The 23976-nt window shown below is 62.0% G+C and carries 22 protein-coding genes; 12 read left to right on the top strand and 10 right to left on the bottom strand.

The features are described 5' to 3' along the window. The first annotated feature begins 227 nt into the window (after positions 1-227). Genes ABIE28_RS10915 through ABIE28_RS10940 form a run of 6 tightly spaced genes read left to right on the top strand, consistent with a single transcriptional unit; the run spans position 228 to position 5413 of the window. Positions 228-1217, top strand: coding sequence for an ABC transporter permease (locus tag ABIE28_RS10915; protein WP_354062826.1), 990 nt, complete (start codon positions 228-230; stop codon positions 1215-1217). After that, complete coding sequence (locus ABIE28_RS10920) at positions 1214-2044, top strand: ABC transporter permease (RefSeq protein WP_354062828.1); 831 nt, start codon at positions 1214-1216, stop codon at positions 2042-2044. The genes ABIE28_RS10915 and ABIE28_RS10920 overlap by 4 nt, the downstream gene beginning before the upstream one ends. Next, a complete protein-coding gene (locus ABIE28_RS10925; protein ID WP_354062830.1) occupies positions 2041-2823 on the top strand; it encodes an ATP-binding cassette domain-containing protein in 783 nt (260 codons plus the stop codon). Before ABIE28_RS10920 ends, ABIE28_RS10925 begins: the two co-directional genes overlap by 4 nt. After that, the gene (locus ABIE28_RS10930; protein WP_354062832.1) at positions 2820-3596 is read left to right on the top strand and encodes an ATP-binding cassette domain-containing protein; all 777 of its coding nucleotides are present in this window, start codon (positions 2820-2822) and stop codon (positions 3594-3596) included. Before ABIE28_RS10925 ends, ABIE28_RS10930 begins: the two co-directional genes overlap by 4 nt. Positions 3597-3605: 9 nt before the next feature. After that, complete coding sequence (locus ABIE28_RS10935; RefSeq protein ID WP_354062834.1) at positions 3606-4709, top strand: aminotransferase class V-fold PLP-dependent enzyme; 1104 nt, start codon at positions 3606-3608, stop codon at positions 4707-4709. Further along, on the top strand, positions 4706-5413 hold the full coding sequence (locus ABIE28_RS10940; RefSeq protein WP_354062836.1) for an HAD family hydrolase: 708 nt from the start codon (positions 4706-4708) through the stop codon (positions 5411-5413). The genes ABIE28_RS10935 and ABIE28_RS10940 overlap by 4 nt, the downstream gene beginning before the upstream one ends. Here ABIE28_RS10940 and ABIE28_RS10945 read toward each other — a convergent pair. The 4 genes from ABIE28_RS10945 to ABIE28_RS10960 form a co-directional block, all read right to left on the bottom strand. Further along, entirely contained in the window at positions 5410-5937 is a 528-nt protein-coding gene (locus tag ABIE28_RS10945; protein ID WP_354062838.1) for a GNAT family N-acetyltransferase, read from the bottom strand. The genes ABIE28_RS10940 and ABIE28_RS10945 overlap by 4 nt on opposite strands. Before the next feature lie 105 nt (positions 5938-6042). Beyond that, the gene (locus ABIE28_RS10950) at positions 6043-7143 is read right to left on the bottom strand and encodes a M24 family metallopeptidase (RefSeq protein WP_354062840.1); all 1101 of its coding nucleotides are present in this window, start codon (positions 7141-7143) and stop codon (positions 6043-6045) included. 162 nt (positions 7144-7305) lie between these two features. Next, on the bottom strand, positions 7306-8895 hold the full coding sequence (locus tag ABIE28_RS10955) for an ABC transporter substrate-binding protein (protein WP_354062841.1): 1590 nt from the start codon (positions 8893-8895) through the stop codon (positions 7306-7308). Beyond that, positions 8892-9572, bottom strand: a complete 681-nt coding sequence (locus ABIE28_RS10960; RefSeq protein ID WP_354062843.1) for a helix-turn-helix domain-containing protein — start codon at positions 9570-9572, stop codon at positions 8892-8894. The genes ABIE28_RS10955 and ABIE28_RS10960 overlap by 4 nt, the downstream gene beginning before the upstream one ends. A 215-nt stretch (positions 9573-9787) precedes the next feature. Here ABIE28_RS10960 and ABIE28_RS10965 point away from each other — a divergent pair, with 215 nt between their 5' ends. Genes ABIE28_RS10965 through ABIE28_RS10985 form a run of 5 tightly spaced genes read left to right on the top strand, consistent with a single transcriptional unit; the run spans position 9788 to position 13757 of the window. After that, positions 9788-10777: an ABC transporter permease gene (locus tag ABIE28_RS10965; RefSeq protein ID WP_354066435.1), complete on the top strand. Its 990-nt coding sequence runs from the start codon at positions 9788-9790 to the stop codon at positions 10775-10777. Beyond that, the gene (locus ABIE28_RS10970) at positions 10777-11676 is read left to right on the top strand and encodes an ABC transporter permease (protein ID WP_354062845.1); all 900 of its coding nucleotides are present in this window, start codon (positions 10777-10779) and stop codon (positions 11674-11676) included. The genes ABIE28_RS10965 and ABIE28_RS10970 overlap by 1 nt, the downstream gene beginning before the upstream one ends. Then, complete coding sequence (locus tag ABIE28_RS10975) at positions 11676-12509, top strand: ABC transporter ATP-binding protein (RefSeq protein ID WP_354062847.1); 834 nt, start codon at positions 11676-11678, stop codon at positions 12507-12509. The genes ABIE28_RS10970 and ABIE28_RS10975 overlap by 1 nt, the downstream gene beginning before the upstream one ends. Next, positions 12506-13255: an ABC transporter ATP-binding protein gene (locus ABIE28_RS10980; RefSeq protein WP_354062849.1), complete on the top strand. Its 750-nt coding sequence runs from the start codon at positions 12506-12508 to the stop codon at positions 13253-13255. Before ABIE28_RS10975 ends, ABIE28_RS10980 begins: the two co-directional genes overlap by 4 nt. A gap of 10 nt (positions 13256-13265) precedes the next feature. Then, positions 13266-13757, top strand: a complete 492-nt coding sequence (locus tag ABIE28_RS10985) for a GAF domain-containing protein (RefSeq protein ID WP_354062851.1) — start codon at positions 13266-13268, stop codon at positions 13755-13757. 194 nt (positions 13758-13951) lie between these two features. Here the strand turns inward: ABIE28_RS10985 and putA are convergent, their stop codons facing one another. After that, positions 13952-17338, bottom strand: a complete 3387-nt coding sequence (gene putA, locus ABIE28_RS10990) for a bifunctional proline dehydrogenase/L-glutamate gamma-semialdehyde dehydrogenase PutA (RefSeq protein WP_354062853.1) — start codon at positions 17336-17338, stop codon at positions 13952-13954. Between the two features lie 151 nt (positions 17339-17489). Here putA and ABIE28_RS10995 point away from each other — a divergent pair, with 151 nt between their 5' ends. After that, the gene (locus ABIE28_RS10995) at positions 17490-17957 is read left to right on the top strand and encodes an Lrp/AsnC family transcriptional regulator (RefSeq protein WP_354062855.1); all 468 of its coding nucleotides are present in this window, start codon (positions 17490-17492) and stop codon (positions 17955-17957) included. Between the two features lie 173 nt (positions 17958-18130). Here ABIE28_RS10995 and ABIE28_RS11000 read toward each other — a convergent pair whose 3' ends face one another. The 5 genes from ABIE28_RS11000 to ABIE28_RS11020 all read right to left on the bottom strand — a co-directional run bounded on the left by ABIE28_RS11000 (position 18131) and on the right by ABIE28_RS11020 (position 23903). Beyond that, complete coding sequence (locus ABIE28_RS11000; protein ID WP_354062857.1) at positions 18131-19714, bottom strand: peptide ABC transporter substrate-binding protein; 1584 nt, start codon at positions 19712-19714, stop codon at positions 18131-18133. A gap of 91 nt (positions 19715-19805) precedes the next feature. Continuing rightward, complete coding sequence (locus ABIE28_RS11005; protein ID WP_354062859.1) at positions 19806-20804, bottom strand: ABC transporter ATP-binding protein; 999 nt, start codon at positions 20802-20804, stop codon at positions 19806-19808. Then, positions 20801-21808 carry an ABC transporter ATP-binding protein gene (locus tag ABIE28_RS11010; RefSeq protein WP_354062861.1) on the bottom strand — a complete coding sequence of 336 codons (1008 nt, stop codon included), beginning with the start codon at positions 21806-21808 and terminating at the stop codon, positions 20801-20803. Before ABIE28_RS11010 ends, ABIE28_RS11005 begins: the two co-directional genes overlap by 4 nt. Beyond that, entirely contained in the window at positions 21805-22977 is a 1173-nt protein-coding gene (locus ABIE28_RS11015) for an ABC transporter permease (RefSeq protein WP_354062863.1), read from the bottom strand. Before ABIE28_RS11015 ends, ABIE28_RS11010 begins: the two co-directional genes overlap by 4 nt. Then, positions 22974-23903 carry an ABC transporter permease gene (locus ABIE28_RS11020; RefSeq protein WP_354062865.1) on the bottom strand — a complete coding sequence of 310 codons (930 nt, stop codon included), beginning with the start codon at positions 23901-23903 and terminating at the stop codon, positions 22974-22976. Before ABIE28_RS11020 ends, ABIE28_RS11015 begins: the two co-directional genes overlap by 4 nt. Between the last annotated feature and the right edge of the window lie 73 nt (positions 23904-23976).

The raw sequence follows: 23976 nt of genomic DNA on the forward strand, positions 1-23976 counted from the left end.
GGGGCATTTGATTGTTGGCTGCGTGGCCATGACTGCATAACTCCTGCCTGCCCAACCACCGCGTCATTCCCGCGCAAGCGGGGACCTCCTTCGGACATGCACCGAAACCGTGAGATTCCCGCTTTCGCGGGCATGACGTAGTGCTTCGCAATCCCCCAACGGGATAGACAATTCCAGCAAACACCCATCAACTCACAGCCCACCCCATCCCGAGGTTCAGCACCGTCGTGAGACGCGCCTTTCGCCTATTGCTCCAACGCACGATCAGCAGCATTCCGGTGCTCCTGATCGTTGTCATTGGCACGTTCTTCCTGCTCGAAGCCGCGTCCGGCGATGCCGTTGACGCCTATCTCGCCTCCATCGGCGGCGGCGATGCGGCGTTGATCGCGGGCCTGCGCGCCAGCTATGGCCTCGATCAATCCGTCTGGTCGCGCCTCTGGCTCTATATCAGCTCCCTTGCGCGCTTCGAGCTCGGCTGGTCTGTTACCTTTGGCCGCCCGATCGGTCAGGTCGTGCTCGAACGCCTGCCCAATACGCTGTGGCTGATGGGCAGTGCCACCGCCCTCTCCTTCGGCGTTGGCTCGCTCCTCGGCGTCGTGGCGGGCGCCAAACCCGGCAGCCTACGTGATCGCGCCCTCTCCACCGCATCACTGGCGCTCTATGCCATTCCCAGTTTCTGGCTCGGGCTGGTGCTCAGCGTCGTGTTCGGCGTGCAGTTGCGCTGGTTCCCCACATCGGGCGTCGAAACCATCGCCTCGGGCAAGGAAGGGCTGGACCGCGCGCTGGACATCGCCCGCCATCTGGTGCTGCCCGTCAGCGCCCTCGGCATGATCTATCTGGCGCTGTTCCTGCGCACCATGCGCGCCGCCATGGCCGAGGTGTGGCGGCAGGATTTTGCCCTCGCGGCCAGCGCCAAGGGGCTGAGCCGTACCCGCATTGTCTGGCGCCACATCGCCCGCAATGCGCTGCTGCCGCTGCTCACCATGCTTGGCGTGCAGGTCGCGGGCATGCTGGGCGGCAGCGTCGTCATCGAAAGCGTCTTCGCCATTCCGGGCTTTGGACGACTGGCACAAGAAGCCGTCGCCGGCCGTGATGCGCCGCTTCTCATGGGCATCATCGTCGTCAGCGCCATTCTCGTCATCGTCGTCAATCTGCTCGTCGATATCGCCTATGCCCTGCTCGATCCGCGCGTCGGCGCCAGCGAGGCCAGCGCATGACCCTGCTCACGCGATTGATCCGATCTCCCGAAGGCCTCGCCGGGTTGATTATCCTCGTCATTCTGGCGCTGACCGCCCTCCTCGCGCCGCTGTTCTTCCCGCGCGATCCTCTCGCCATCGTCGGCCAGCCATTGCTCACCCCCTTCACCGATCTGGCGCTGCCGCTCGGCACCGACCGCCTTGGCCGCAACGTTCTCGCCGGCCTGATGCACGGGGCCCGCGCATCGCTGGCTGTCGGCATTGCCGCCGCCATCGTCGCCGTGCTGGTCGGCACCGTCATCGGCACGCTGGCCGGGTTTGCCGGCGGGCTAATCGACGAGGCCCTGATGCGCGTGGTCGACGCCTTCCAGATTGTGCCGGGATTCCTTTTGGCGCTGGCTTTCGTCAGCGTCGTCGGCGCGTCGCTGCCGGTGGTCATCCTTGCCATCGCGCTGGGCGCCTGGACCGCTCCCGCACGACTGGCACGGGCGGAGGTGTTGTCGATCCGCGAGCGCGACTATGTCGCTGCGTCGCGCGTCATCGGCATGCATCCGCTCGAAATCGCCCTCAAGGAAGTCCTGCCCAATGCCCTACCCCCGGTTTTGGCGCTCAGCGCCGTCATCGTCGCGGGCGCGGTGCTGACCGAGGCGGCCTTGTCCTTTCTCGGGCTCGGCGATCCCAATATCGTCACCTGGGGTTCGATGATCGCCGAAGGTCGCACCGTCCTGCGCTCGTCGCCCTATCTGTCGATCATCCCCGGCCTCGCGCTGGTCGTCACCGTGCTCGGCGTCTACCTATTCGGCGAAGGCTTGTCCGAAGCTTTGGCCCGTCGCAGGAGCCGCGCATGACCGCTCCTCTGGTCAATATCAGCAACCTCAGCGTTACCTATCGCGGTTCCGAGCAGGCCGCGCTCGACGCCATCAATCTGAGCATGGGCTTCGGCGAACGCCTCGCCATCATCGGAGAAAGCGGCTCGGGCAAGAGCACGCTTGGTCTGGCTTTGGCCGGCCTCCTCCCCACCGACGCCCGCATCTCAGGCAGTCTGGTCTGGCCCGACCTCGCGCAACCCCAGCCGGGCCGCGATATCGGCATGGTGTTTCAGGATCCTGGCAACAGCCTTAACCCGGTGCTGCGCATTGGCGAGCAGATCGCCGAAGTCGCCCAGCGTCACCTCGGGATGAACTGGCGGCAGGCCCGCGAACGGGCGCTGGAACTGCTGGGCCGTGTCCGCATCCCGCAGCCCGAACGCGCCATCGACGCCTATCCGCATCAACTGTCCGGCGGGCAGCGCCAGCGCGTCGCCATCGCCTCGGCCATCGCGGCCAAACCAAAGCTGCTGATCGCCGACGAACCGACCAGCGCGCTCGACATGGTGGTGCAGTCCGAGATCGTGGCCCTGCTGGATGAACTCGTCCGCGCCGACGGCATGACGCTGCTGTTCATCACCCACGACATGGCACTGGCCTCCGGCTTTGCCGACCGCATCGCCGTGTTTCGCAATGGCGCTCTGGTTGAAACCGGCCCCGCCCAAAGCGTGCTCGGCAATCCGCAGACTGACTACACCGCGACACTCATCGCCAGCCATATCGACCTCACCAGTCCGCCGCTGATCGGGGTGGCGTCATGACCAAATTGTTGTCGACATCTGGCCTCTCCAAAACCTTCTCCAGCGGCGGACGACGTGTTGTCGCGCTGGACGACGTTTCGCTGACCCTCAATCGTAGCGAAACACTGGGATTGGTGGGTCCATCGGGTAGCGGGAAGTCAACACTTTCGAGGGTTCTGCTACGACTCGTTAACGCGGATTCGGGCCGTGTCACCTTCGATGGGCAGGACTTTCTGGCCCTGCAAGGCGCCGCTCTGCGAGCCCAACGCAAGCGCATCCAGATGGTATTTCAGGACCCGTTGGCGGCGTTCAATCCGCGCGCCACAGTCTCCCAAGCCCTTGATGATCCTCTCAGAATTCACGCCATAGCCAATCGCCGCGAGCGTCCTGCCGCCATCGCCAATCTGCTGGATCGCGTCGGTCTGCCGTCAACCCTCGCCCAGCGCGCCATCCACGAAATCTCGGGCGGTCAGCGCCAGCGCGTCGCCATCGCCCGCGCCATCTCCACCAAGCCAGACCTCGTCGTTCTCGACGAAGCCGTCTCGGCGCTCGATGTATCGGTTCGCGGCAAGATATTGGAATTGCTGGTATCTTTGCAGCGCGAGGATGGCCTCGCCTACATTTTCGTGTCGCACGATATTGCTGTGGTCCGCGCGATTTCCCACCGCATCGCCATCATGGATGCCGGCCGGATCGTTGAAACCGGCCCCACACAAGCCATTGTTGCGGCCCCACAATCCGCGACAGGACGCGCACTGGTCGACGCCGTGCCGCACCTGATCGTTAATCGCTAAGGAAAAGCAATGACTTCGCTTACCTGGAACCCGCTGCTCGACATCCCGCCATTCCCCGTCTACGGCTATGCCAAGCTCGCTGACCGCATCGGCGCGCTGCTCGGCACGCGGCATGATGTCTTGCTGGTACAGGGCGAAGCTATCATCGCGCTTGAAGCCGTGGCGACCAGCCTCGCGCGGCCCGGTCTTCAGGCTCTCAACGTCGTCACCAGCCCCTATGGCGGGCTGTTTGGCGACTGGCTTTCCCGAGGCGGCGCAGCGGTTTCCAACGTTATTGCCGCGCCCGGCCTGCCCATCACCATCGCGACCTTCACAGCCGCTCTGGACGCCATGCCGGGCGTCGGCGTCGTGGCACTTGTCCACGCCGAGTCAGCGTCTGGTATTCTCAACCCGCTTGAAGACATTGCCACCCTCGCCAAAGCGCGCGGTGCGGTGGTCGTCGTCGATGCCGTCGCCTCGGTCGGCGGCCATGAGTTAAATACCGACGCGCTAGGCCTCGATATAGTGGTCATTGGCGCGCAAAAATCTCTGGGCGGATCGGCAGGACTATCGGCCTTGTCGGTCAGCCCAACAGCCTGGGGACTGATTGCCCAACCCGGCGGTGTCGAACAATCGACGCTGTCTTTGCTCGATCTCAAGCATAACTGGCTTGATCGGGGGCGTCTCGCCTTGCCCGGCATGCCGTCGGCGCTGGAATTTCATGCGCTCGCGGGGGCGCTGGATCGGTTCGAGGCAGAGGGTTTGGACAACGCCATTGCCCGCCACGCGCGCGCAGCAGCCGCGACCCGCGACGGCGTGGAAGCTCTGGGCCTACCGCTTTGGGTCGAGGCGTCCGGCGCGTCCAATCTGATGACTGGGGTACAAATTCCCCAGTCCATTGAAATCAATAGCCTTTTACGAGAATTGGCACCATTCGATACCTGCATTGGCCCCGGCGTCGGGCTGATCGCCGACCGCTTGGTGCGGCTCAACCATACCGGCAACCGCGCCCGCCTGGACGCCGTTCTCGCCAATGTTCTGGCGCTGGGACAAGCCTTGCAGCAACTCGGTCATCCGACCGATCTCGGCGCGGCAAGCGCTGCCGTACTGCGCCATTACGGTCGCCCTGCATGACCAGAGCCGTCCTATTCGACCTCGATGACACGCTGATCTTCGCCTACGCCAACCCGGCCCCCGCCTGGCACGCTGTCGTGTCGGAGTTCGCTGATCGGCTGGGCAACGCACCCATGGACTCCGTCGCAAAGGCGGTTGCCGACAGCACGGCGACCTTCCTCAGCGACGACGACAACCGCCGCCTATGGCGGTTGCAGGCCGTTGCGACGCGGCGCGCCGTCGTCCAAGATGCCCTGAAATCCTCAGGTTTTGCGGGGTTGGATGACGTTGCAGGCGAGATCGCCGACCGCTATGCCGACTATCGGGAAGAGAATATGTATCTCTACCCAGACGCCCTTCAGGTCGTCGACGCTTACCGGGCGCAGGGCATGAAGCTGGGCCTTGTGACCAATGGTGCGACCGAAGTGCAGCACGCCAAGGTCGACCGCTTCGGCCTGCGCGAACGCTTCGATCATATCCAGGTTGAAGAAGAAGCCGGGTTCGGCAAGCCTGACGGTCGCGCCTATGTGCATACGCTGGCCGCGCTCGACGTTGCCCCCGAGGACACCATCATGATCGGCGACGACATGGTGTGGGACGTGCTGGCGCCGCAGCGCCTGGGCATAATGGGCATCTGGTACGACCGCTTCGAGATCGGCTTGCAGCCCAATGTGGCGGTAAAGCCGGACCGGATCATTCACCGGCTCGCAGAGCTGCTCGACTAGCTGGCGAAGCGCTCCAACAGGATCGAGGCGTGATCCTTGTACGTGGTCTGAGCAAACTCGCGATAGCCCAGCTTGGCGGCGAGGCTGAGTGACGCCAGATTGGCCGGATCGATCAGGCAGACCGTGCGCGGCATGGCTCTGTCGGCCCAAGCGAGGATTGCCGCAAGCGCTTCATGGGCAAGTCCGAGACCCTGAAATTGTGGCAGCATCGCCCAGCCCGCTTCCGGCGTATCGCCCAGCGATGGCGTCATATCGCGATGAAAGTCAGCAAGGCCGAATTCGCCGACAAGAGCCCCGGTCTGCCGGTCGATGGCTAGGAAATATCCGTACCCCATAAGCTGCCAGTGCCCGGCATAGGCGAGGATACGGCGCCAGACTTCTTCTGGCGTATTGGGCCGTCCGCCGATGAACCGCGTCACTTCCGGGTCGGACCAGAGAGTGCAGCAGGCGGCGAAATCATCCGGCGTGTGGGCGCGCAGGATGAGGCGGGGTGTGGTGAGGATTGGCGCGGCAGGCTGAGACATCGGAGTACCCCCACCTCGCTCCCCTGATAGGGGAGGAACAGATCCAGTTTGCGGCACGATACAACTCCTCCCCCTTTTCAGGGGGAGGTTGGGTGGGGGTATTCTTTAGCCCCCGACGACGGCAGTGCGCGGCATGTCCGAGAGGATTTCGGCGACACCATTGCGGATGATGACGATCTCTTCGAGGCGCAGGCCGAACTGGCCCTGCAGATAGATGCCAGGCTCGATCGAGAACACCATGCCCTCTTCGAGGATCGTTTCGGAAGTCGCTGTAATATATGGCGTTTCGTGAATGTCGATACCCAGGCCGTGGCCGGTGCGGTGCAGGAAGTTGGGGCCGTAACCGGCGGCGGTGATCACATCGCGGGCGGCCTTGTCGACGGCGCTGGCAGGTACGCCCGGCTTGGCAGCGGCGATGGCGGCGTCCACGGCGCGATCAAGGATGGAGTGGACCTGGCCAAACCCACCTGGCGCCGTATCGAGGAAGCCGACGCGGGTCATGTCGGATGGATAGCCATAGATGCGCGCGCCGGTATCGATCAGCACGGCATCGCCGCTCTTGAGCTGCGTATCGCCGGTGTGGTGGTGCGGAAAGGCGCCGTTGGGGCCAAAGCACACGCTGCAGAATTCAGTGGTGGCGCCATTGGCCTTGTAGAAGTCGCGGATGACGGTGGCCACTTCGCGCTCGGTGATGCCGGGGCGCAGGGCAGCAAAGCCGGCGGCCATGGCGGCATCGTTGAGCACCGCGCTTTTCTTGAGCGCGTCATACTCGGCGGCATCTTTGCGCGAGCGCAGGTAGCCGACCGTATCATTGGTGAAGCGGCGGGTTGCGCCGGGCAGCGCGTCGATTACCAGCAGCGCGAAGTCGGCGCGCATGGTTTCGTCCAGAACCACGGATGGCGCGGTGCGGTCGATACCGGTCGCGACGAGCAGCTGTTCTAGCGCAGCTGCCGGGCCCTCGGCGTCGGTCCAGGGGAAGAATGGCAGGTCGGTATGCTGGCGGGCGCTATCGACGTTAAGCGCGGGCATCAGTACGCCAGCAAAGGACTGGCTGACCATCAGAAGCACCGGGCGCTCGTCGCCGTGTGGGGCGAGGTCGGCGAGATACAGCATGTGACTGGACGGACCGATGACGACAAGGTCGGTATTTGTCGCTGCCATGCGAGCGCGAAGGGCGGACATGCGATTGGTCAGTGTGGCGTTCATCGAGAGCTCTTGGGTTGATGTGGGGATACCCCCACCCAGCCTCCCCTTATTTGAGGAAGCTGCGTGGGGGTATGAAAAAATGAGGAGCCAGGCCGGAGGAGATGGCCCGGCTCCTCGTGCGGCGCTGACTTGGGGCTCAGCGCCGCGACGGGTGTCGGCTAACTACTGCTTGGTGACCAGGCGGTAGTAGACGAAGTCGGAGGTTGCACCGTTGACGTAGCCATCGACATTGGAAGCCATCGCGATGGTCAGCGCGGCCTGGAACATGATGACGATCGGCGAGTTTTCCTGAACTTGCTTCTGCAGCTCGATATAGTCGGCATTGCGCTTTGCCTGATCTGGTTCGGCAAGCGCGGCGTTGACTTCGTCGTTCAGCTCGGCCGGGACAGCCCAGGCGTTCCGCCATGTGGTGGTGGCCGTGTAGTTGTCGTCGGCGTTGTTGGAGTTGTAGGCGAAAGCCTTGGCGTTGGAATGTGGGTCCATGAAGTCTGGGCCCCAATACAGCAGCATCGCCTGGTGGGTACGCTCACGGTACTTGGTGATGACCTGAGCGCCGGTGCCGGGCAGGATTTCGAAGTTGATGCCAGCTTCCGAGAAACCGGCCTGCAGCGACTGAGCGATGTCGGTGAACGGGGTCGAGTTGATTACGTCCAGCGTCACATTGATTGGTGTCTTGACGCCGGCGTCAGCCAGGATCTGCTTGGCCTTCTCAACGTCGTAGGTATACGGCGTTTCGTCGTAGGAGCCGGGGAAGCCCTTTGGCCAGAAGGCCTGGTGCTTTTCCATCTGACCCTTGAGGAAGGACTGGGTCATCCCGTCATAGTCGACGAGGTAACGGGCAGCTTCCCAAACGGCTGGTGGCGTCAGCGATTCCGTCTTCTGGTTGAACGACAGGAAATGGACGGCGGCCTGCGGATAGGTCTCGACCTTGACCGCATCGGCTGACAGACCCGAAATCTGGTCAGGGGTGAGGTTCTTGGCGATATCGACGTCACCCGAGGTCAGCAGCAGCTGCTGGGTCGCGGCTTCGGCAACATGGCGGATGATGATGGTTTTCATCGCCGGTGCGCCACCGAAATAGGTTTCGTTGGCGGTGAGGCGAACGATTTCAGCCGGACGGTAATCGGACAGCACATATGGGCCCGAACCAGCCGAATGGGTGTTCAGCCAGGCATTGCCGAAGTCGCCGTCGACTTCATTGGCCTTGACCAGAACTTCGTCAACGATGGCGCCCGGACGAGCGGCCAGCACGTTCAGCACGAAAGCCGATGCGAAGTTGCCTTCCCACTTCAGCGTAACGGTGTTGCCGTCAGCGGTGACCATCTGGTCGATGTTTTCCGGGGTCCAGCCGAGCTGGGTCAGGATGAAGGCTGGAGTCTTGTTCAGCACGACAACGCGCTTGAACGAGAACACCACGTCTTCGCCGCGCACCGGGTTGCCCGATGCGAAGGCCGCGCCATCACGCAGGGTGAAGGTCAGCGTCTTGGCGGCTTCATCAGCAGTCCACGATGCTGCAAGGCCGGGTGCCAGAACGGTGGTGTCGGCCGCGTCATACTGGACGAGCTTGTCGTAGAGGTTGGCGTTGATCTCGCCAGCGCTGAATTCATAGGCCTGCGCTGGATCGAGCGCGACGATATCGTCGATATTCTGCGCGATGACCAGGGCATCTGCTGGGGTGGCGGCGTATACAGCGCCTGCCGCAAGCGGCAGAGTCAGCGCTGTCGCCAACAAGGCGGCGCGAAGCATCTTCATGAACGTTTCTCCGTAGGTTTGACTATTTTCTTGTTTTTCACCGGCTTGAGGCCGGGTTTCGCCACCGCCAACAGCTGCCGCGAGGGCTTGGCCGATGAGCGGAAGAGGGTGAGCGTGCCCGTCCAGAGCAGGCGCGCAGGCTGGTCGGTGTGATTGGACCAGGAATGGGGGCGGTTGCCGCGAAAATGCAGGCTATCACCCGCACTCATGATCATTTCCTCGCTGTCGAGACGCTGGGTGATCGACCCTTCGAGCACAAAGAGGATCTCCTCGCCTTCGTGCGCCACAGTTTCCGACCGATATCCCGGTGGCACCGTCATGACGAAGCTCGACAGCATGTTGCCGGGGAAGTCGGTGCCCAGTCGCTCATAGATGATGGACGAACCATCGACCGAAAAACGGTTGCGCTGACCGGCGCGGGTCAGGGCTGACTGTGCAGTAGGGGCCGATACGAAATAGTCGATGCCGACGCCGAGCGCCCGAGCGATTTGGGCCAGAGTGCCAAGCGATGGCGTGGCGTGATCGCGTTCGACCTGACTGAGATAGCCGACCGAAACATCGGCCGATTTCCCGAGTGCTTCGAGCGTCATATGCTGCTGACGACGGCGGGCGCGAATGAGGGCACCCACCTTGGGATGACCATCCGCTTCCGTCTGTGCCAGTGCTGTTTCCGCCATGCGCTCCACCAAAATTTTTTTGATATAAGCAAAGTTTTCTGTATGGTGAAAGCGAAATATGAAGCCCTTCACAGTCTGCGAGAGAGTCATTTCGCGGTCGCAAAGCCCTGTTTTCACTAAAGGATTTGCCGTTGAGTCTGGACCCGCAATTAGCCCTGTCACCTGCCCCCATTTCGTCACAAAGGCGTAAGTGGGGACGCGGTGTATCGGCCGTACTGGGGTTCGCGGCCACAGTTTTCCTCACTTTTCTTGGGCTGCTGGCGATCACGTTCTTTATCGGACGGGTGATCCCGATCGATCCGGTGCTGGCTGTGGTCGGCGATCGGGCCAGCAATGCGATCTATGAAGCGACCCGCATACAGATGGGGCTGGACCAGCCGCTGCCGATCCAGTTCATCCAATATGTCGGCAAGGTTCTGACCGGCGACTTTGGCATGTCGGTGTCGACCGGGCGGCCAGTACTGACAGATATCGGCCGGTTCTTCCCGGCAACGCTCGAAATGGCGACGCTCGGCATCATTATCGGGGTGGTCATCGGCGTTCCGCTGGGCGTGATCGCCGCCAGCCGGCAGGGTTCGATCGTCGACCAGATCATCCGTGTGGTGGGGCTGCTCGGCTACTCAATGCCTGCGTTCTGGCTGGGTCTCGTCGGGTTGGCGCTATTCTACGCGCGGTGGCGGCTGGTTGGTGGTCCGGGACGGCTCGACATTTTCTACGACGGGCTGGTGCCGCCGGTAACGGGTCTGTTGCTGATCGATACCCTGATCGCTGGCGACTTTACGATCTTCTGGAATGCGGTGACGCATCTGATCCTGCCGGCATCGGTGCTCGGCTTTTTCAGCCTTGCCTATATCGCTCGCATGACACGCAGCTTCATGCTCGATCAGTTGAGCCAGGAGTTTGTGACAACGGCACGCGTCAAGGGCGTGCCGGAGCGGATCGTCATCTGGCGCCATGCCTTCAATCCGATCCGGGTGCCGCTCATCACGGTCATCGGGCTGAGCTATGCAGGCCTGCTTGAAGGGTCGGTGATGATCGAGACTGTTTTCTCTTGGCCCGGCATCGGCAATTACCTGACCACCGCGCTGCTCAACGCCGACATGAATGCCGTGCTCGGTTCGACGCTGGTCATCGGCGCCGTCTTCATTTTCATAAACAAGATTTCAGACGTGCTGTATCGCGTTCTGGACCCGAGGGCACGGTGATGACCACACGCGACTGGCTGCTCGAAGACTCCCCCACATCCCGCTGGCAGGCCAATGCGGGCCGGGCCTATCGAGTATTCACCGCCCTGCTGCGCAATCCGCTATCGGTGGTGGGCGGGCTCATCATTCTACTGCTGATCTTTACGGCGATCTTTGCGCCGTGGCTGGCCCCCTACTCCGCCACCGGACAGGATTTGGCCAATCGTCTCGCCCCCCCATCAGGCACGCATTGGATGGGCACCGACGAGCTCGGCCGCGATATCTTTTCGCGCGTCATCTGGGGCAGCCAGATCACGCTCACCATCGTCGGCTTGGTGGCCCTGATCTCGGCGCCGGTGGGCCTGTTGATCGGCGCCATCGCAGGCTATTTCGGCGGCTGGGTCGACCGCATCCTGATGGGCTTTACCGACATTTTCCTGTCCATGCCCAAACTGATCCTGGCGCTGGCCTTCGTGGCGGCGCTCGGACCGGGAATCAACAACGCCATTATCGCCATCGCGATTACCTCGTGGCCTGCCTATGCACGTATCGCGCGCGCCGAGACGATGACCATCCGGCGTTCGGAGTTCATCGCGGCTGTGCAGTTGCAGGGCGCAGGGCCGATCCGCATCATCGTCCAGCACATCCTGCCGCTCTGCACATCCTCGATGATCATTCGCGTGACGCTCGATATGGCTGGTGTGATCCTGACCGCTGCGGGCCTGGGCTTTATCGGCCTTGGCGCACAGCCGCCGCTGCCGGAATGGGGCGCGATGATTTCGCGTGGCCGCACGTTCATTCTCGACCAGTGGTGGGTGGCGACCATGCCGGGCTTTGCCATCATTATCGTCAGCCTCGGCTTCTGCTTCCTCGGCGATGGTCTGCGCGACGTGCTCGATCCCAAGAACGAGGGCAAGTGATGGCGCCACTGCTGGAAGTCAAAAACCTGCGCGTCAGCTTCCCGACTAATCGCGGTCGTGTCGAGGTCGTCAAAGGCATTTCATTCGATCTTGGCCGCGAGCGGCTGGGCATTGTGGGTGAAAGCGGGTCGGGCAAGTCGATGACGGGCCGGGCCATCCTCAAGCTGATCCGCAAGCCGGGTCTGGTGACAGCCGACAAGCTGGCATTCGAGGGAGTCGATCTCCTCAGCCAGAGCGAAAAGCAGATGCGCTCCATTCGGGGCGCGCGCATTTCGATGGTGATGCAGGACCCAAAGTTCTCGCTCAACCCGGTGATGACCGTGGGGCAGCAAATTGCTGAAGCTCTGGTAACGCACGAAAAGCTGCCGCGCCGCGAAGTGAATGAGCGGATTTTGGCAATGCTGGATGCGGTGCGGATCAATGATCCAAAGCGCGTGGCCGGGCTTTATCCGCACGAGGTTTCGGGCGGCATGGGACAGCGCGTCATGATCGCCATGATGCTGATCCCCGAGCCGGAACTGCTGATAGCCGACGAGCCCACCTCGGCGCTCGACGTTAGCGTTCAGGCGCAGGTTCTCGACATCATCGACGATCTGGTCACCCGCAAGGGCATGGGGCTGATCCTGATCAGCCACGACCTCAACCTCGTCAGCCGCTATTGCGACCGCATTCTGGTGATGAACTCGGGGACCGTGGTCGAGGAATGCGCCTCCGGCCAGCTTGAGCTGGCGAAACATCCTTACACCCGCGGGCTGCTGGCCGCGATGCCGACGATCAATGAAAGCCGGGACGAATTGCCAGTGCTGGACCGAACACAATGGGCGGGCACATGAACGCGATCAGCCTTTCCAACCTCGATATTTCCTATGGCGACACCAAGGTCGTGCATGGGGTGAACCTTGAGATCGCCGAGGGCGAGAGCTTTGCGCTGGTCGGCGAAAGTGGCTCGGGTAAGTCGACGATCCTGCGGGCGATCGCGGGGCTGGCGCCGGACTGGACGGGTGCAATCTCCGTCCTTGGAAAGCCACGCAGCCATGGCGTGGACCGCAAGTTCGTCACCCAATGCCAGATGGTGTTTCAGGACCCCTATGGCTCGCTGCATCCGCGCAAGACCATCGATGCGGTGCTGAGCGAACCTCTGATCATCCATGGTCTTGGCAATCGCGGCGAACGGGTCGAAGCCATGCTCAAGGCCGTTGGGCTCGACCAACGGTTCCGCTTCCGGTTTCCACACCAGTTGTCGGGCGGGCAGCGCCAGCGCGTGGCGATTGCACGGGCGCTGATGCTGGAGCCAAAAGTGCTGTTGCTGGACGAGCCTACCTCGGCGCTGGACGTGTCGGTTCAGGCGGAAATTCTCAACCTGCTCAAGCGCCTGCGCCGGGAACAGGGCCTGACCTATCTGGTCGTAACGCACAACCTGCCAGTGGTGAGCTTCCTCTGCGACCGGCTGGCCGTGATGCGGCACGGGCAGATTGTCGAGGTCGCCGATGTAGACCAGCTAAAGCAGGGACGGCTGACTCAGCCCTACTCACAAGAATTGCTGGCGGCCACGGAAGGCCATGCCGGCGTGACGGCCTAAGGACGGAACTATGACTGAATATTCTGACGCGATTGCTCAGTTCGACGCGGCAATCGCGGTGGCAAAGGGCGACGAGGCCTATGCAGCGCTGCAGGCGCTGGTACAGGCGACGGTGGGCGCAAAGCTGTTCACCGTAATGATCGTGGACATGGACAAGGAACTGTCGAGCCGGGCCTATACGAGCCACCCGGTGGACTATCCGACCTCAGGCACCAAGCCGCTCAACTACGGCCCCTGGTTCGATATCGTGCACAAGCAGCGCGCCTATTTCGTCGCCAATACGATAGAGGACATCGCCAAGGTGCTGTTCGATCACGAGCTGATCAATGCACTGGGTTGCCAGTCGATCGTCAACATGCCGGTGATCATCGGCGACCAGTTTATCGGCACGGTGAACATGCTTGATGTCGAAGGGCACTTCACGCCGGAGCGAGTGCAGATGATCCGCGATGTGATCTCGGTACCGGCCAAGCTTGCGATGTTGGCTGCGCAGCGCGGCTGAGTGCTGGCGTATCGCTCAAATGGAAACACCCTCGGGCGATGCTCGAGGGTGTTTTTCTGTTGGGATACCCCCTCCTAGCCTCCCCCCTGATAGGAGGAGGAACAGATCTAGCGCTTGGCAACCTCTCGTCAAATCCACCGGACGAGTTCCTCCCCCTTTTCAGGGGGAGGTTAGGTGGGGGTACTCGTCTCTCCCTACCCCGCCTGCGCCATCAAGCTAGCATTGCCACCGGCCGCCGTCGTGTCGATGCACACATGCCGCTCCAACAGCAGGCGACCGCCCTCCTCCGCCGAGGTCAGCAGCGGCAGGATGGCGCCATCGCGGGCGCTGAGCGCAATGCGGATGGCACGGAGATTGGCGTCATCGGCAAAGTATGCCACCGCGTCGAAGGTCTTGGCATGTGACAGGGCATCGAGATCGAGCTCAGCCAGCATGGCCGTGTTGCCAAGCGTGGCGACCATTGCCGCTTGCGCCTGCTGATCGGCAGCCGTCGGGCCGAGGCACAGTACCGCGCCGCGCGGGCCGACATGCATGACATTGCTTTCGCCGGTTGGGCCGGGCAGCGACAACGGCTTGGTATCGACTGCGCCGTGACCCTTGGTGAAGCGCGGCAGATAGTGTGGACCACCGGCCTTGGGGCCCGTACCGGACAGGCCTTCGCCGCCGAAGGGCTGTGAGCCCACCACCGCGCCGATCTGGTTGCGGTTGATATAGATATTGCCAGCGCGAACGGTGTTCGACACCTGACGGACGCGAGACGAGATGCGGGTGTGGAGGCCGAAGGTCAGTCCGTAGCCGGATGCATTGATGGCAGCGATGACGGCGTCAAGTTCATCGGCCTTGAAGGTCGCGACATGCAGGACCGGGCCGAAGATTTCTTCAGGGATATCGCCGATGCCTTTGACGCGGAGAACCGTCGGGGCAATGAAGGTGCCGTGTTCTGGCGTCTTCAAGCGATGAATCAGATTCCCCGAACGCTCGTAACTATCGATATGGGCTTGGATTTTTGATCGCGCCGCCTCGTCGATGACGGGGCCAATGTCGGTGGCCAGGTCCCAGGTATTGCCGAGCGTCAGCTCGTCCATGGCGCCCTTGAGCATCTCGATGGTCCGCTCGGCAGCATCTTCCTGGAGGTAGAGTACGCGCAATGCCGAGCAGCGCTGACCGGCCGACTGGAACGACGATGCGAGGATATCGCGCACGGCCTGTTCGGGCAGCGCTGTGGAATCCACAATCATGGCGTTGAGACCACCGGTTTCGGCGATCAGCGGCGCGGTTGCGGCGAGATTGGCGGCCATGGCGCGGTCGATGCGTCGAGCTGTGGGCAACGAGCCGGTGAAGACGACACCGGCAATGGCTGGGTTGGAGGTGAGCGCGGTGCCCACTTCGCCAGCGCCGGGGAGTAGCTGGACGGCGTCAGCAGGGATCCCGGCCTGATGCATCATCTGCACCGCCCGGAAGGCGATCAGCGGCGTCTGTGGCGCGGGCTTGGCAAGCACCGGATTGCCAGCGACGAGGGCTGCCGCAATCTGGCCAGTGAAGATGGCCAGCGGGAAGTTCCACGGCGAGATGGCGGCGATTGGGCCAAGCGGTGCCGCGAGGGGCTGCGCTTCGGCCTGTTCGGCGTAGTAGCGGAGGAAGTCTACGGCTTCGCGAACTTCGGCGACCGCATCGGCCCATGACTTTCCAGCCTCGCGGGTGAGAAGGGCAAAGAGTTCGGGACGGTTGTCCTCGTAGAGGTCAGCCGTGACACGGAGCAGGTTGGCCCGCGTTTGCACTGGGGTCTGAGCCCATGTGGCGGCATTGGCTGCAGTGATGGCGGTTGCGACCTCAGCCAGTGTGGCATCGGTTACGGTGCCTATCACATCGGAATGATCCGCCGGGTTCCTCAGTTCGACAGCAGAGCCCGTCGCCGCATTTTCTTCGGCCAGCATTGGCGTCGCGTGCCATTGCGTCGTCTGGAAAACCGAACGAGCTGTCTCCATTTCGGGGAAAACCACGGGGTCGGTAAGGTCGAGACCAGCCGAATTCCGACGATCACCGAAAATGGCGACTGGTGCGGGAATTGCCGTGTTGGGGATCGCGTCACCCAAAGCCAGCACCTTGGTGATGGGGTCTTCGGCCACGACCGAGGCCGGGATGTCCTCGTCGGCGATCTGGTAGACGAAAGAGCCGTTGGCGCCATTTTCGAGCAGGCGGCGGACCAAATAGGCCAGCAGGTCCTTGTGCGCGCCGACGGGGGCGTAGATGCGGGTGCGGGTGCCGTGATTGGTTCGCAGTACTTCGTGCAGGCGTTCGCCCATGCCGTGCAGGCGCTGGAACTCGTAGGTGTCGTTGTAACGTCCAGCCTCGGCCGCCAGATGCAGCACGGCGCTTGCCGTGTGAGCATTGTGGCTGGCAAATTGCGGGTAGATGTTGGACGAGGCGAACAGCTTGCGCGCCGCAGCGATATAGCTGATGTCGGTCGACGACTTGCGGGTGAAGACCGGATAGCCGTCCAACCCCATGACCTGAGCGCGCTTCACCTCGGCGTCCCAATAGGCGCCCTTGACGAGGCGAACCATGATGCGGCGATCAAGCGACTTGGCGGTCGCGTCGAGCCAATCGATCAGCGGCAGCACGCGCTTGCCATAGGCCTGCACCACCACGCCGAAGCCATCCCAGCCCGCCAGTTCTGGCGTGGCGAGAACGTCATGGATGATATCGAGCGACAGGTCGAGCCGGTCGGCTTCTTCGGCGTCGATGTTGAAGCCCATGTTCGCATTTTTGGCGGCGATGGCGAGTTTGCGAGTCGCATCAACGAGTTCGACCATGACGCGTTCGCGCTGCGCGAACTCGTAGCGCGGGTGCAGCGCCGAGAGCTTAACTGAAATGCCGGGATTATCGCGCACCGATGGCGCGGCGCAATGAGGTGCCAGGCTGGCAATGGCGCGGCTGTATGCGTCGAAATAGCGCACGGCGTCGGTGCTGGTACGGGCGGCCTCGCCCAGCATGTCATAAGAATAGCGATAGCCGAGCGCTTCGGGCTTTTTCGCATTGGCGATGGCTTCATCGATTGTGCGGCCGAATACGAACTGGCTGCCCAGCAGGCGCATGGCCTGACCGACGGCGGTGCGGATCACGGGTTCGCCCAGACGGGCGATAGCACGATGCAGTGCGTTCTTGGGGCCAACTTCTGGATCGCCGAGAACGTCAGCAGTGAGGCTCAGGGCCCAGCTGGAAAAATTGACGAGCTGGTTGGAGGAACCGCCGAAATGGCTGGCCCAGTTGGAGCCGCCCACCTTGTCGTGGATCAGCGCATCGACAGTTTCGGCGTCAGGCACGCGCAGCAGTGCTTCGGCCAGCGACATCAGCGCCACGCCTTCGTCGGTCGCCAGACCATACTCGGCGAGGAACGACTCCATCAGGCCAAGCCGGTTGCCCTTTCGCACCGTGGCGACGAGGTTTTCGGCGTGGGTGGATATGGCCTTGCGGTCGGCCTCGGTGAGGCCAGTATCGGCGATGAGCTGGCGGACGAGCTTGGTTTCGTCGGCGAGGTTGTGGTCGCGGAGAGACTGGCGGGCGGCGGTGATGTCGGTCATGGCGCTCTGAGCTTTGTGAACCCTCATCCTGTGCAGGAGGGCTGCTGATTGCGCAGCACATTGCCAGATGTTTGACAGGCGTTTCGCCTGATTTTGTGGCACCTACGCGCGTTCAGCGGTATGTTGAGCGTCCAGACCGAGACAAACCACCATGAAAACCGTCACCTACGAGACATTAGACCAGATTGATCGGCATATCCTCGATGAATTGGCCAAGGATGGACGGATCAGCGTGGCCGAGCTTAGCCGAAGGGTAAACCTGTCCAAGACGCCATGTCAGGCACGGATCGCGCGGCTGGAGAAGTCTGGCTATATCCTGGGCTATCGCGCGGTGATCGATCCCAAGCGCCTGGGGCTGCCGCATGTGGCTTTTGTCGAGGTGAAGCTGAGCGATACTCGTAAGGCGGCGCTTGCGGCTTTCAACAAGGCTGTGCGGGCGATCCCTGAGGTGGAGCAGGCGCATATGATCGCATCGAGCTTTGACTATCTGCTCAAGGTGCGGACCAAGGATATCGCAGACTATCGGGAAGTGCTGGGCGAACGGATCAGCGCCCTGCCCCATGTGGCGCATACGAGCACCCATGTGTCGATGGAGGCGGTGAAGGGAGACGAGGAGTAGACGGCGAAGGGGGCCTCTGTGGGATACCCCTTCCTGGCCTTCCCCTGATAGGGGGAGGAACTCGCTTAGCACTCGACCATCCACCGTGCCCCGGCGCGGGTACTCAGATACCTCAGAACGCAAAAGGCCTCTCCCTTACCAAGGGAGAGGCCTAAAGCTCGTGCTAGTTCAGATTACTCAGCGATCGACGCGTCGCGGAAGTAGGGCACGTTCAAGGTCGAACGCCAGAAGCCGGTCACCTTGGGGCTCATCATCATGTAGTTGTAGCGGTGGTACTGCGGCAGGATGACGTGATCGTTCATCAGGATTGCCTCAGCCTTGCGCATTTCTGCCAGGGACTCTGCCTCGTCGCCAGTCGACTTGGACGCTTCGATAGCTGCGTCGTAGTCGGCGTTGGACCAGTTGGCGAGGTTGTTCGGGCTACCGGTCACGAAGTTTTCGAGGAAAGTCATCGGGTGCGGATAGTCAGCGCCCCAACCCATCTGCGCGATCTGGTACTCGACCTTCTGCACTTCTGGATAGAACACCTGCCACTCGGACGCTTGGATCTTCACGTCGATATTGAGGTTCTGCTTCAACATCTGCTGGATGGCTTCGAGAAGCTTTTCGATCGGAGGCGACGAGTAGGTCACGAACAGCGTGTCCGGGAAGCCTTCGCCATTCGGATAGCCAGCTTCGGCCAAAGCGGCCTTGGCCGCGTCCACTTCAGCAGTTGGCGCGAGGCCAAAGCTGTCGCGACCATCAGTGAAATCTTCGCCATTGATCATCATGCCGGGAGGCACGAGGCCCATGGCAGGAATGTCGGCGGACTGCAGCACGAACTCGACGATTTCTTCGCGGTCGATTGCCATCGAGAGGGCTTCACGGACCTTGAGGTTATCGAGCGGTGCCTGATGCGGGTTGAAGAACGCATAGGTGGTGCCGAGAGCTGGCACGATCATGAAGGCGTCGGATTCAACCGAAAGGCGTGGAATTTCTGGCGCAGGGACGGACTCGATACCGTCGACGTCACCGGCTTCCATAGCGGCGAGAGCCGTTGCTGGATCGGGGATCAGGCGGAAGGTGAGCTTGTCGAGCGAGACAGCGTCTGCATCGTAATATTCTGGGTTCTTCTCGAAGACGACCGATTCACCGGAATTGAACTGGGTGACGCGGAATGGGCCGGTGCCGATGAAGGTGGCCGGGTTGCGGGTCCAGCCTTCTGGGTCTGCGGTCACGATGTCTTCGCGGACCGGGAAGAAGGTCGTGTAGGTCAGCAACTGCAGCATGTAGGGAACGCGGGCCTTGAGCGTGAAGGTCAGCGTCTTGTCATCTGGAGCGGCGATGGCGATGCCAGCGACTTCGGTCGGAGCATTGAAGGCTTCTTCAGCGCCGACGATTGAGAACAGCATCGCCGAGTTCATCGCGCCAGTTGCCGGGTTCAGAACGCGCTTCCAGGCATATTCGAAATCGCCAGCGACGACCGGCTTGCCGTCCGACCACTTCGCGTCGCGCAGGTGGAAGGTGTAGTTCAGGCCATCTTCGGAGACGTCCCAGGACTCAGCCAGCGCAGGCACGATTTCGCCATTGGCGTCGAAGCGCACGAGGCCTTCGAAGGTGTTGCCGATGATCGGCGCGGCAAAGGTTTCGGCGGTGGTGCCGGGATCGTATTTGGCGGACTCGTTATTGACCACATAGGTCAGTTCGCCCGCGGCGAAGGACCCGACTGTGGATGCGAGGAAGGCCGCGGTGAGCAGCGGCAGAAAATGCTTGTTCATGCTTTCTCTCCTTTTCGGGCAGGTATCTTCCTGCCTTTCGTTCTGTTTGCCGCCAGCGCCTTGGGACGCCGGCGGTATTCTTGCAGACAGCTTACGCCGCGCGTTGCGGCACCGCGTCACCGGCATAGTGGCAGGCAGCAAGGTGCCCACCACCGATGTCGCGGAGTTCGGGTTCGGTATTGGCACAGAGTTCAGTCGCCATCGGGCAGCGGGTGCGGAAGCGGCAGCCGGTGGGAATATGCATCGGGCTCGGGATTTCGCCGCGCATGGGTTCGTCCGGGCGCACAGCGGTTGGATCGGGCACCGGAATCGAAGCGAGCAGCGCCTGCGTATAGGGGTGCGATGGCCGCCGATAGAGATCGGTGTTGGAGGCCAGCTCGACGATCTTGCCGAGATACATGACGCCGATACGGTCGGAGATATGACGCACCATCGACAGGTCATGGGTGATGAAGAGATAGGTCAGGCCCAGTTGATCCTGCAGGTCCTCAAGCATGTTGACCACCTGCGCCTGCACCGAGACATCGAGCGCCGAAATGGGCTCGTCGCAGATCACCAGATCGGGCTCCAGCGCGATGGCGCGGGCGATGCCGATGCGTTGGCGCTGGCCACCGGAGAATTCGTGGGCAAAGCGGTTGGCGTGGTCTCGGTGCAGGCCGACGCGGTCGAGCAGCTCGTGCACCTTTGCCGTGCGTGAGGTAGGCGTGCCGATGCGCGCGATTTCGAGCGGTTCGGCGATCAGATCATGGACGGTCATGCGGCCATTGAGGCTGGCATAAGGGTCTTGGAAGATCATCTGCACGCGACGGCGGAATGGGGTGAGGTTGCGCTCGCTGGCTTTGGCGACGTCGAGGCCATCGAAGTCGATGGAGCCAGATGTTGGCTGATAGAGGCGGATCAGCGTCCGCGCGAGCGTTGACTTGCCGCAACCCGACTCCCCGACAAGGCCAAGAGTTTCGCCACGCTTGATTTCGAGGTCGACGCCATCGACGGCACGCAAGGTTGGCTTAGGGCCGAATAGGGAACGACCGACAGTGAAGTGCTTGTGCAGGTCTCTGATGGAGACGAGGGGCTTGGCTTCAGTGGTCATGCTGCCACCTCGGTCTTAGGTGCGTCGGGGTGGTGCAGCCAGCACCGCGCGCCCTGCTCGTCACCGAAGATGGGGGGCAAGGCTGCCTGGCACTGGCGCATGGCGTGCGGACAACGCGGCGTGAAGGGACAGCCGGTGGGCGGATGAGCCATGTCGGGAGGCGAACCAGGAATGGGCGTCAGTCGTTTGTGGGTGTCGTCGCGCAGATCGGGAACCGAGGCGAGCAGTCCCTGGGTATAAGGATGCATTGGGCGCGCAAAGAGATCGCGGACTGGACCGGTCTCCATGACGAGGCCGCCATACATCACCACAATGCGGTCGGTGACTTCAGCGATGACACCTAGATCGTGGGTGATGAGGATGACAGCCATGCCGAGGCGCGTCTGCAAATCCTTGAGTAGGCCGAGGATCTGGCGCTGGATGGTGACGTCGAGTGCAGTGGTTGGCTCGTCTGCAATCAGCAGTTTTGGGTCGCAGGCCAGGGCTATCGCAATCATGACGCGCTGGCGCATGCCGCCGGAAAATTCGTGGGGGTACGACTTGAGACGTTCGGCGGCCGATGGGATGCGGACCAGTTCGAACAGTTCAATGGCGCGGGCACGGGCCTCGGCGCGCGTTGCTTTGCGGTGGCGCAGGATAGTTTCGATGACCTGCTCGCCCACGGTGAGCGTGGGATTGAGGCTGGTCATCGGGTCCTGAAAAATCATGCCGATCTTGTTGCCGCGAATGTCGCGTAGATCAACCTGATCGAGCGCCATCAAGTCCTGCCCCTCAAAGCTCACCGAGCCGGACTTGACGCGGCCAGTCGCCTTGAGAAGGCGCAGAATGGACATGCAGGTGATGGATTTTCCTGAGCCGGATTCCCCGACAATGCCAAGAATTTCGCCGGGATAGACGTCGAAGCTGACGCCCCGTACCGCCTGAACTTCGCCGCGCTGTGAGAAGAAAGACGTGGTCAGGTCCCGGACGGACAATACGGGTTCGGACATTTGTGGGGCGGTCATTTCCGGAACCTCGGATCGAGCGCATCGCGCAGGCCATCGCCCAGGAAGTTGAAGGCAAACATCGTCAGAGAAATTGCGGCGGCCGGAAAGAACAGCTGGTGTGGATAGGCGCGCATCGTTTCGACCGCGTCGGAGGTTAGCGTGCCCCAGCTGGCCAGCGGCGGCGTGACGCCGAGGCCGATGAAGCTCATGAAGCTCTCGATGAAAATGGCCGATGGGATCAGCATGGTCAGCGTGACAATGATCGGCCCGATGGAATTGGGCAGCAGGTGTTTGGTCAGGATACGTGGTGTCGAAGCGCCCATGGTGCGGGCGGCGGCGACGTAATCCTGCTGTTTGAGCGACAGGATCTGGCCGCGCACGATGCGGGCCATGTCGACCCAGAACACTGAGCCAATCGCGATGATGATGGAATAAAGCCCGCTGTCGAACACCACCATGAGCAGGACCACGTAGAGGGTCAGCGGGATGGTGGAGATGATCTCGACGATGCGCATCATGATGGCATCGGTCTTGCCGCCCATATAGCCGGCGATGCCGCCATAGAAGATGCCGATGAAGAAGTTCACCAGCGTCGCGACGAAGGCGACAGTGAGCGAGATGCGGGCGCCATAGAGCTGGCGGACCAGCACGTCGCGACCGAGCTGGTCCGTGCCGAAGACGTAGGTCATGTTCCATGACCAGCCATTGGGATTGATCGTCGTGCCGTCGGCGGTGACGAGCTTGGCTGGCAGGCTCGAATAGTCCAGCGTGACGGTCGCGTCGCCGAACTTAAAGTCCTGCGACTTCTTGATCATGTCCTTGCGCTCGCCACGCAGCAGGCCAAGCACATGGCCTTCGCCATCAACCTCATAGAGATTGAAATTGGATGCGTTGAGGAAGAAGCGCGTTGAGGCGCCCTGCCCGTCGGTGACCGTATAGGTGTCGAAGGCCGGAGGGATATTTGCGAGTTTAAGGTTCTGCTCGAAATAACTGAACGGGCTGAACAGCGGACCGAAAATGGCGGCAAAGATCAGCGCGACGATGAAGGCAATCGAAATGACCGCAGGCTTGTTAGCCCAGAGCCGACGGCGCGCATCCTGCCAATAAGTCAGGCTCGGGGCAGAAACCACAGCAGCTCCATCGCCGGGCGGCAGCTTTTCCCACATGTCCGGGGTGATGACGCTCATGCTGCTGCGCTCGTGAGTTTGATGCGGGGATCGAGCACGGCGTAAAGCAGGTCGACGATGAGGATCATCACCATGAGGGCGGCGGCATAGAAAATGGTGATCCCCATGATGGCGGTATAGTCGCGATTGGTAATCGACAGCACGAACTGGCGGCCGATGCCGGGCAGCGCGAAGATCTGCTCGATGACGAAGCTGCCGGTGATGAGATTGGCGACGACCGGACCGAGCACGGTCACGACCGGCACCAGAGAATTGCGCAGGCCATGCTTGAACAACACCTGGCTGGGGCGCAGGCCCTTGGCGCGGGCGGTGGTCATATAGTCCTGTTCGAAGGTTTCGAGCAGCGATGAGCGCGTCAGGCGCGCCACGAAGCTGACCCAGAAACCCGAGAGCGCAAAGACCGGCAGGATATAGCCGCGCCAGTCGTTGAGGCCAAAAGTGGGCACCCAACCCAGGCGCAGCGCGAAAATGTAGAGCGTGACAGTGGCGATGACATAGCTGGGGATGGCGACGCCAATGGTAGCGATCAGCATCACAGTGGTGTCGGGCCACTTGTTGCGATTAAGCGCGGCGATGATGCCCAAGGGCACGCCGAGTGCGACCACGGCGATGACCGCGAGCAGACCTGTGCGCAGGGTGACCGGCAGGCCATCGGCGATCATGGTGTTCACCGAAACGCCCGGATACTTGAACGAAGGCCCGAGATCGAAGGTCACGACCCCACGGAGATAGCTGAGATATTGCTGCCACACTGGCTGATCGAGCCCGTATTTGGCATTGAGCGCTGCCTGAATTTCGGGCGCGAACATTTTCTCGGACACGAAGGGGCCGCCGGGGACCGCATGCATCAGAAAGAAGGTCAGCGTGACGATGGCCCAGAGGGTCAACAGCATCATGCCGAGGCGCTGAAGGATATAGATGGGCATGCTATCGCGCCCCGGGCGGGGCGGAAATGGCAGGGTATGGGCAGCCGCAGAGGTCCAACATAAAATCTAATCC

The organism is Devosia sp. 2618 (assembly GCF_040546815.1).
Lineage (GTDB): Bacteria > Pseudomonadota > Alphaproteobacteria > Rhizobiales > Devosiaceae > Devosia.

Coding starts and splice junctions, on each gene's coding strand:
- putA (WP_354062853.1), bottom strand. CDS start 17,338: ATGACCGACATCACCGCCGCCCGCCAGTCTCTCCGCGACCACAACCTC.
- ABIE28_RS10970 (WP_354062845.1), top strand. CDS start 10,777: ATGACCACACGCGACTGGCTGCTCGAAGACTCCCCCACATCCCGCTGG.
- ABIE28_RS10960 (WP_354062843.1), bottom strand. CDS start 9,572: ATGGCGGAAACAGCACTGGCACAGACGGAAGCGGATGGTCATCCCAAG.
- ABIE28_RS10935 (WP_354062834.1), top strand. CDS start 3,606: ATGACTTCGCTTACCTGGAACCCGCTGCTCGACATCCCGCCATTCCCC.
- ABIE28_RS11000 (WP_354062857.1), bottom strand. CDS start 19,714: ATGAACAAGCATTTTCTGCCGCTGCTCACCGCGGCCTTCCTCGCATCC.
- ABIE28_RS10980 (WP_354062849.1), top strand. CDS start 12,506: ATGAACGCGATCAGCCTTTCCAACCTCGATATTTCCTATGGCGACACC.
- ABIE28_RS11010 (WP_354062861.1), bottom strand. CDS start 21,808: ATGACCGCCCCACAAATGTCCGAACCCGTATTGTCCGTCCGGGACCTG.
- ABIE28_RS11015 (WP_354062863.1), bottom strand. CDS start 22,977: ATGAGCGTCATCACCCCGGACATGTGGGAAAAGCTGCCGCCCGGCGAT.
- ABIE28_RS10985 (WP_354062851.1), top strand. CDS start 13,266: ATGACTGAATATTCTGACGCGATTGCTCAGTTCGACGCGGCAATCGCG.
- ABIE28_RS10955 (WP_354062841.1), bottom strand. CDS start 8,895: ATGAAGATGCTTCGCGCCGCCTTGTTGGCGACAGCGCTGACTCTGCCG.
- ABIE28_RS10940 (WP_354062836.1), top strand. CDS start 4,706: ATGACCAGAGCCGTCCTATTCGACCTCGATGACACGCTGATCTTCGCC.
- ABIE28_RS11005 (WP_354062859.1), bottom strand. CDS start 20,804: ATGACCACTGAAGCCAAGCCCCTCGTCTCCATCAGAGACCTGCACAAG.
- ABIE28_RS10930 (WP_354062832.1), top strand. CDS start 2,820: ATGACCAAATTGTTGTCGACATCTGGCCTCTCCAAAACCTTCTCCAGC.
- ABIE28_RS10995 (WP_354062855.1), top strand. CDS start 17,490: ATGAAAACCGTCACCTACGAGACATTAGACCAGATTGATCGGCATATC.
- ABIE28_RS10925 (WP_354062830.1), top strand. CDS start 2,041: ATGACCGCTCCTCTGGTCAATATCAGCAACCTCAGCGTTACCTATCGC.
- ABIE28_RS10945 (WP_354062838.1), bottom strand. CDS start 5,937: ATGTCTCAGCCTGCCGCGCCAATCCTCACCACACCCCGCCTCATCCTG.
- ABIE28_RS11020 (WP_354062865.1), bottom strand. CDS start 23,903: ATGCCCATCTATATCCTTCAGCGCCTCGGCATGATGCTGTTGACCCTC.
- ABIE28_RS10975 (WP_354062847.1), top strand. CDS start 11,676: ATGGCGCCACTGCTGGAAGTCAAAAACCTGCGCGTCAGCTTCCCGACT.
- ABIE28_RS10920 (WP_354062828.1), top strand. CDS start 1,214: ATGACCCTGCTCACGCGATTGATCCGATCTCCCGAAGGCCTCGCCGGG.
- ABIE28_RS10950 (WP_354062840.1), bottom strand. CDS start 7,143: ATGAACGCCACACTGACCAATCGCATGTCCGCCCTTCGCGCTCGCATG.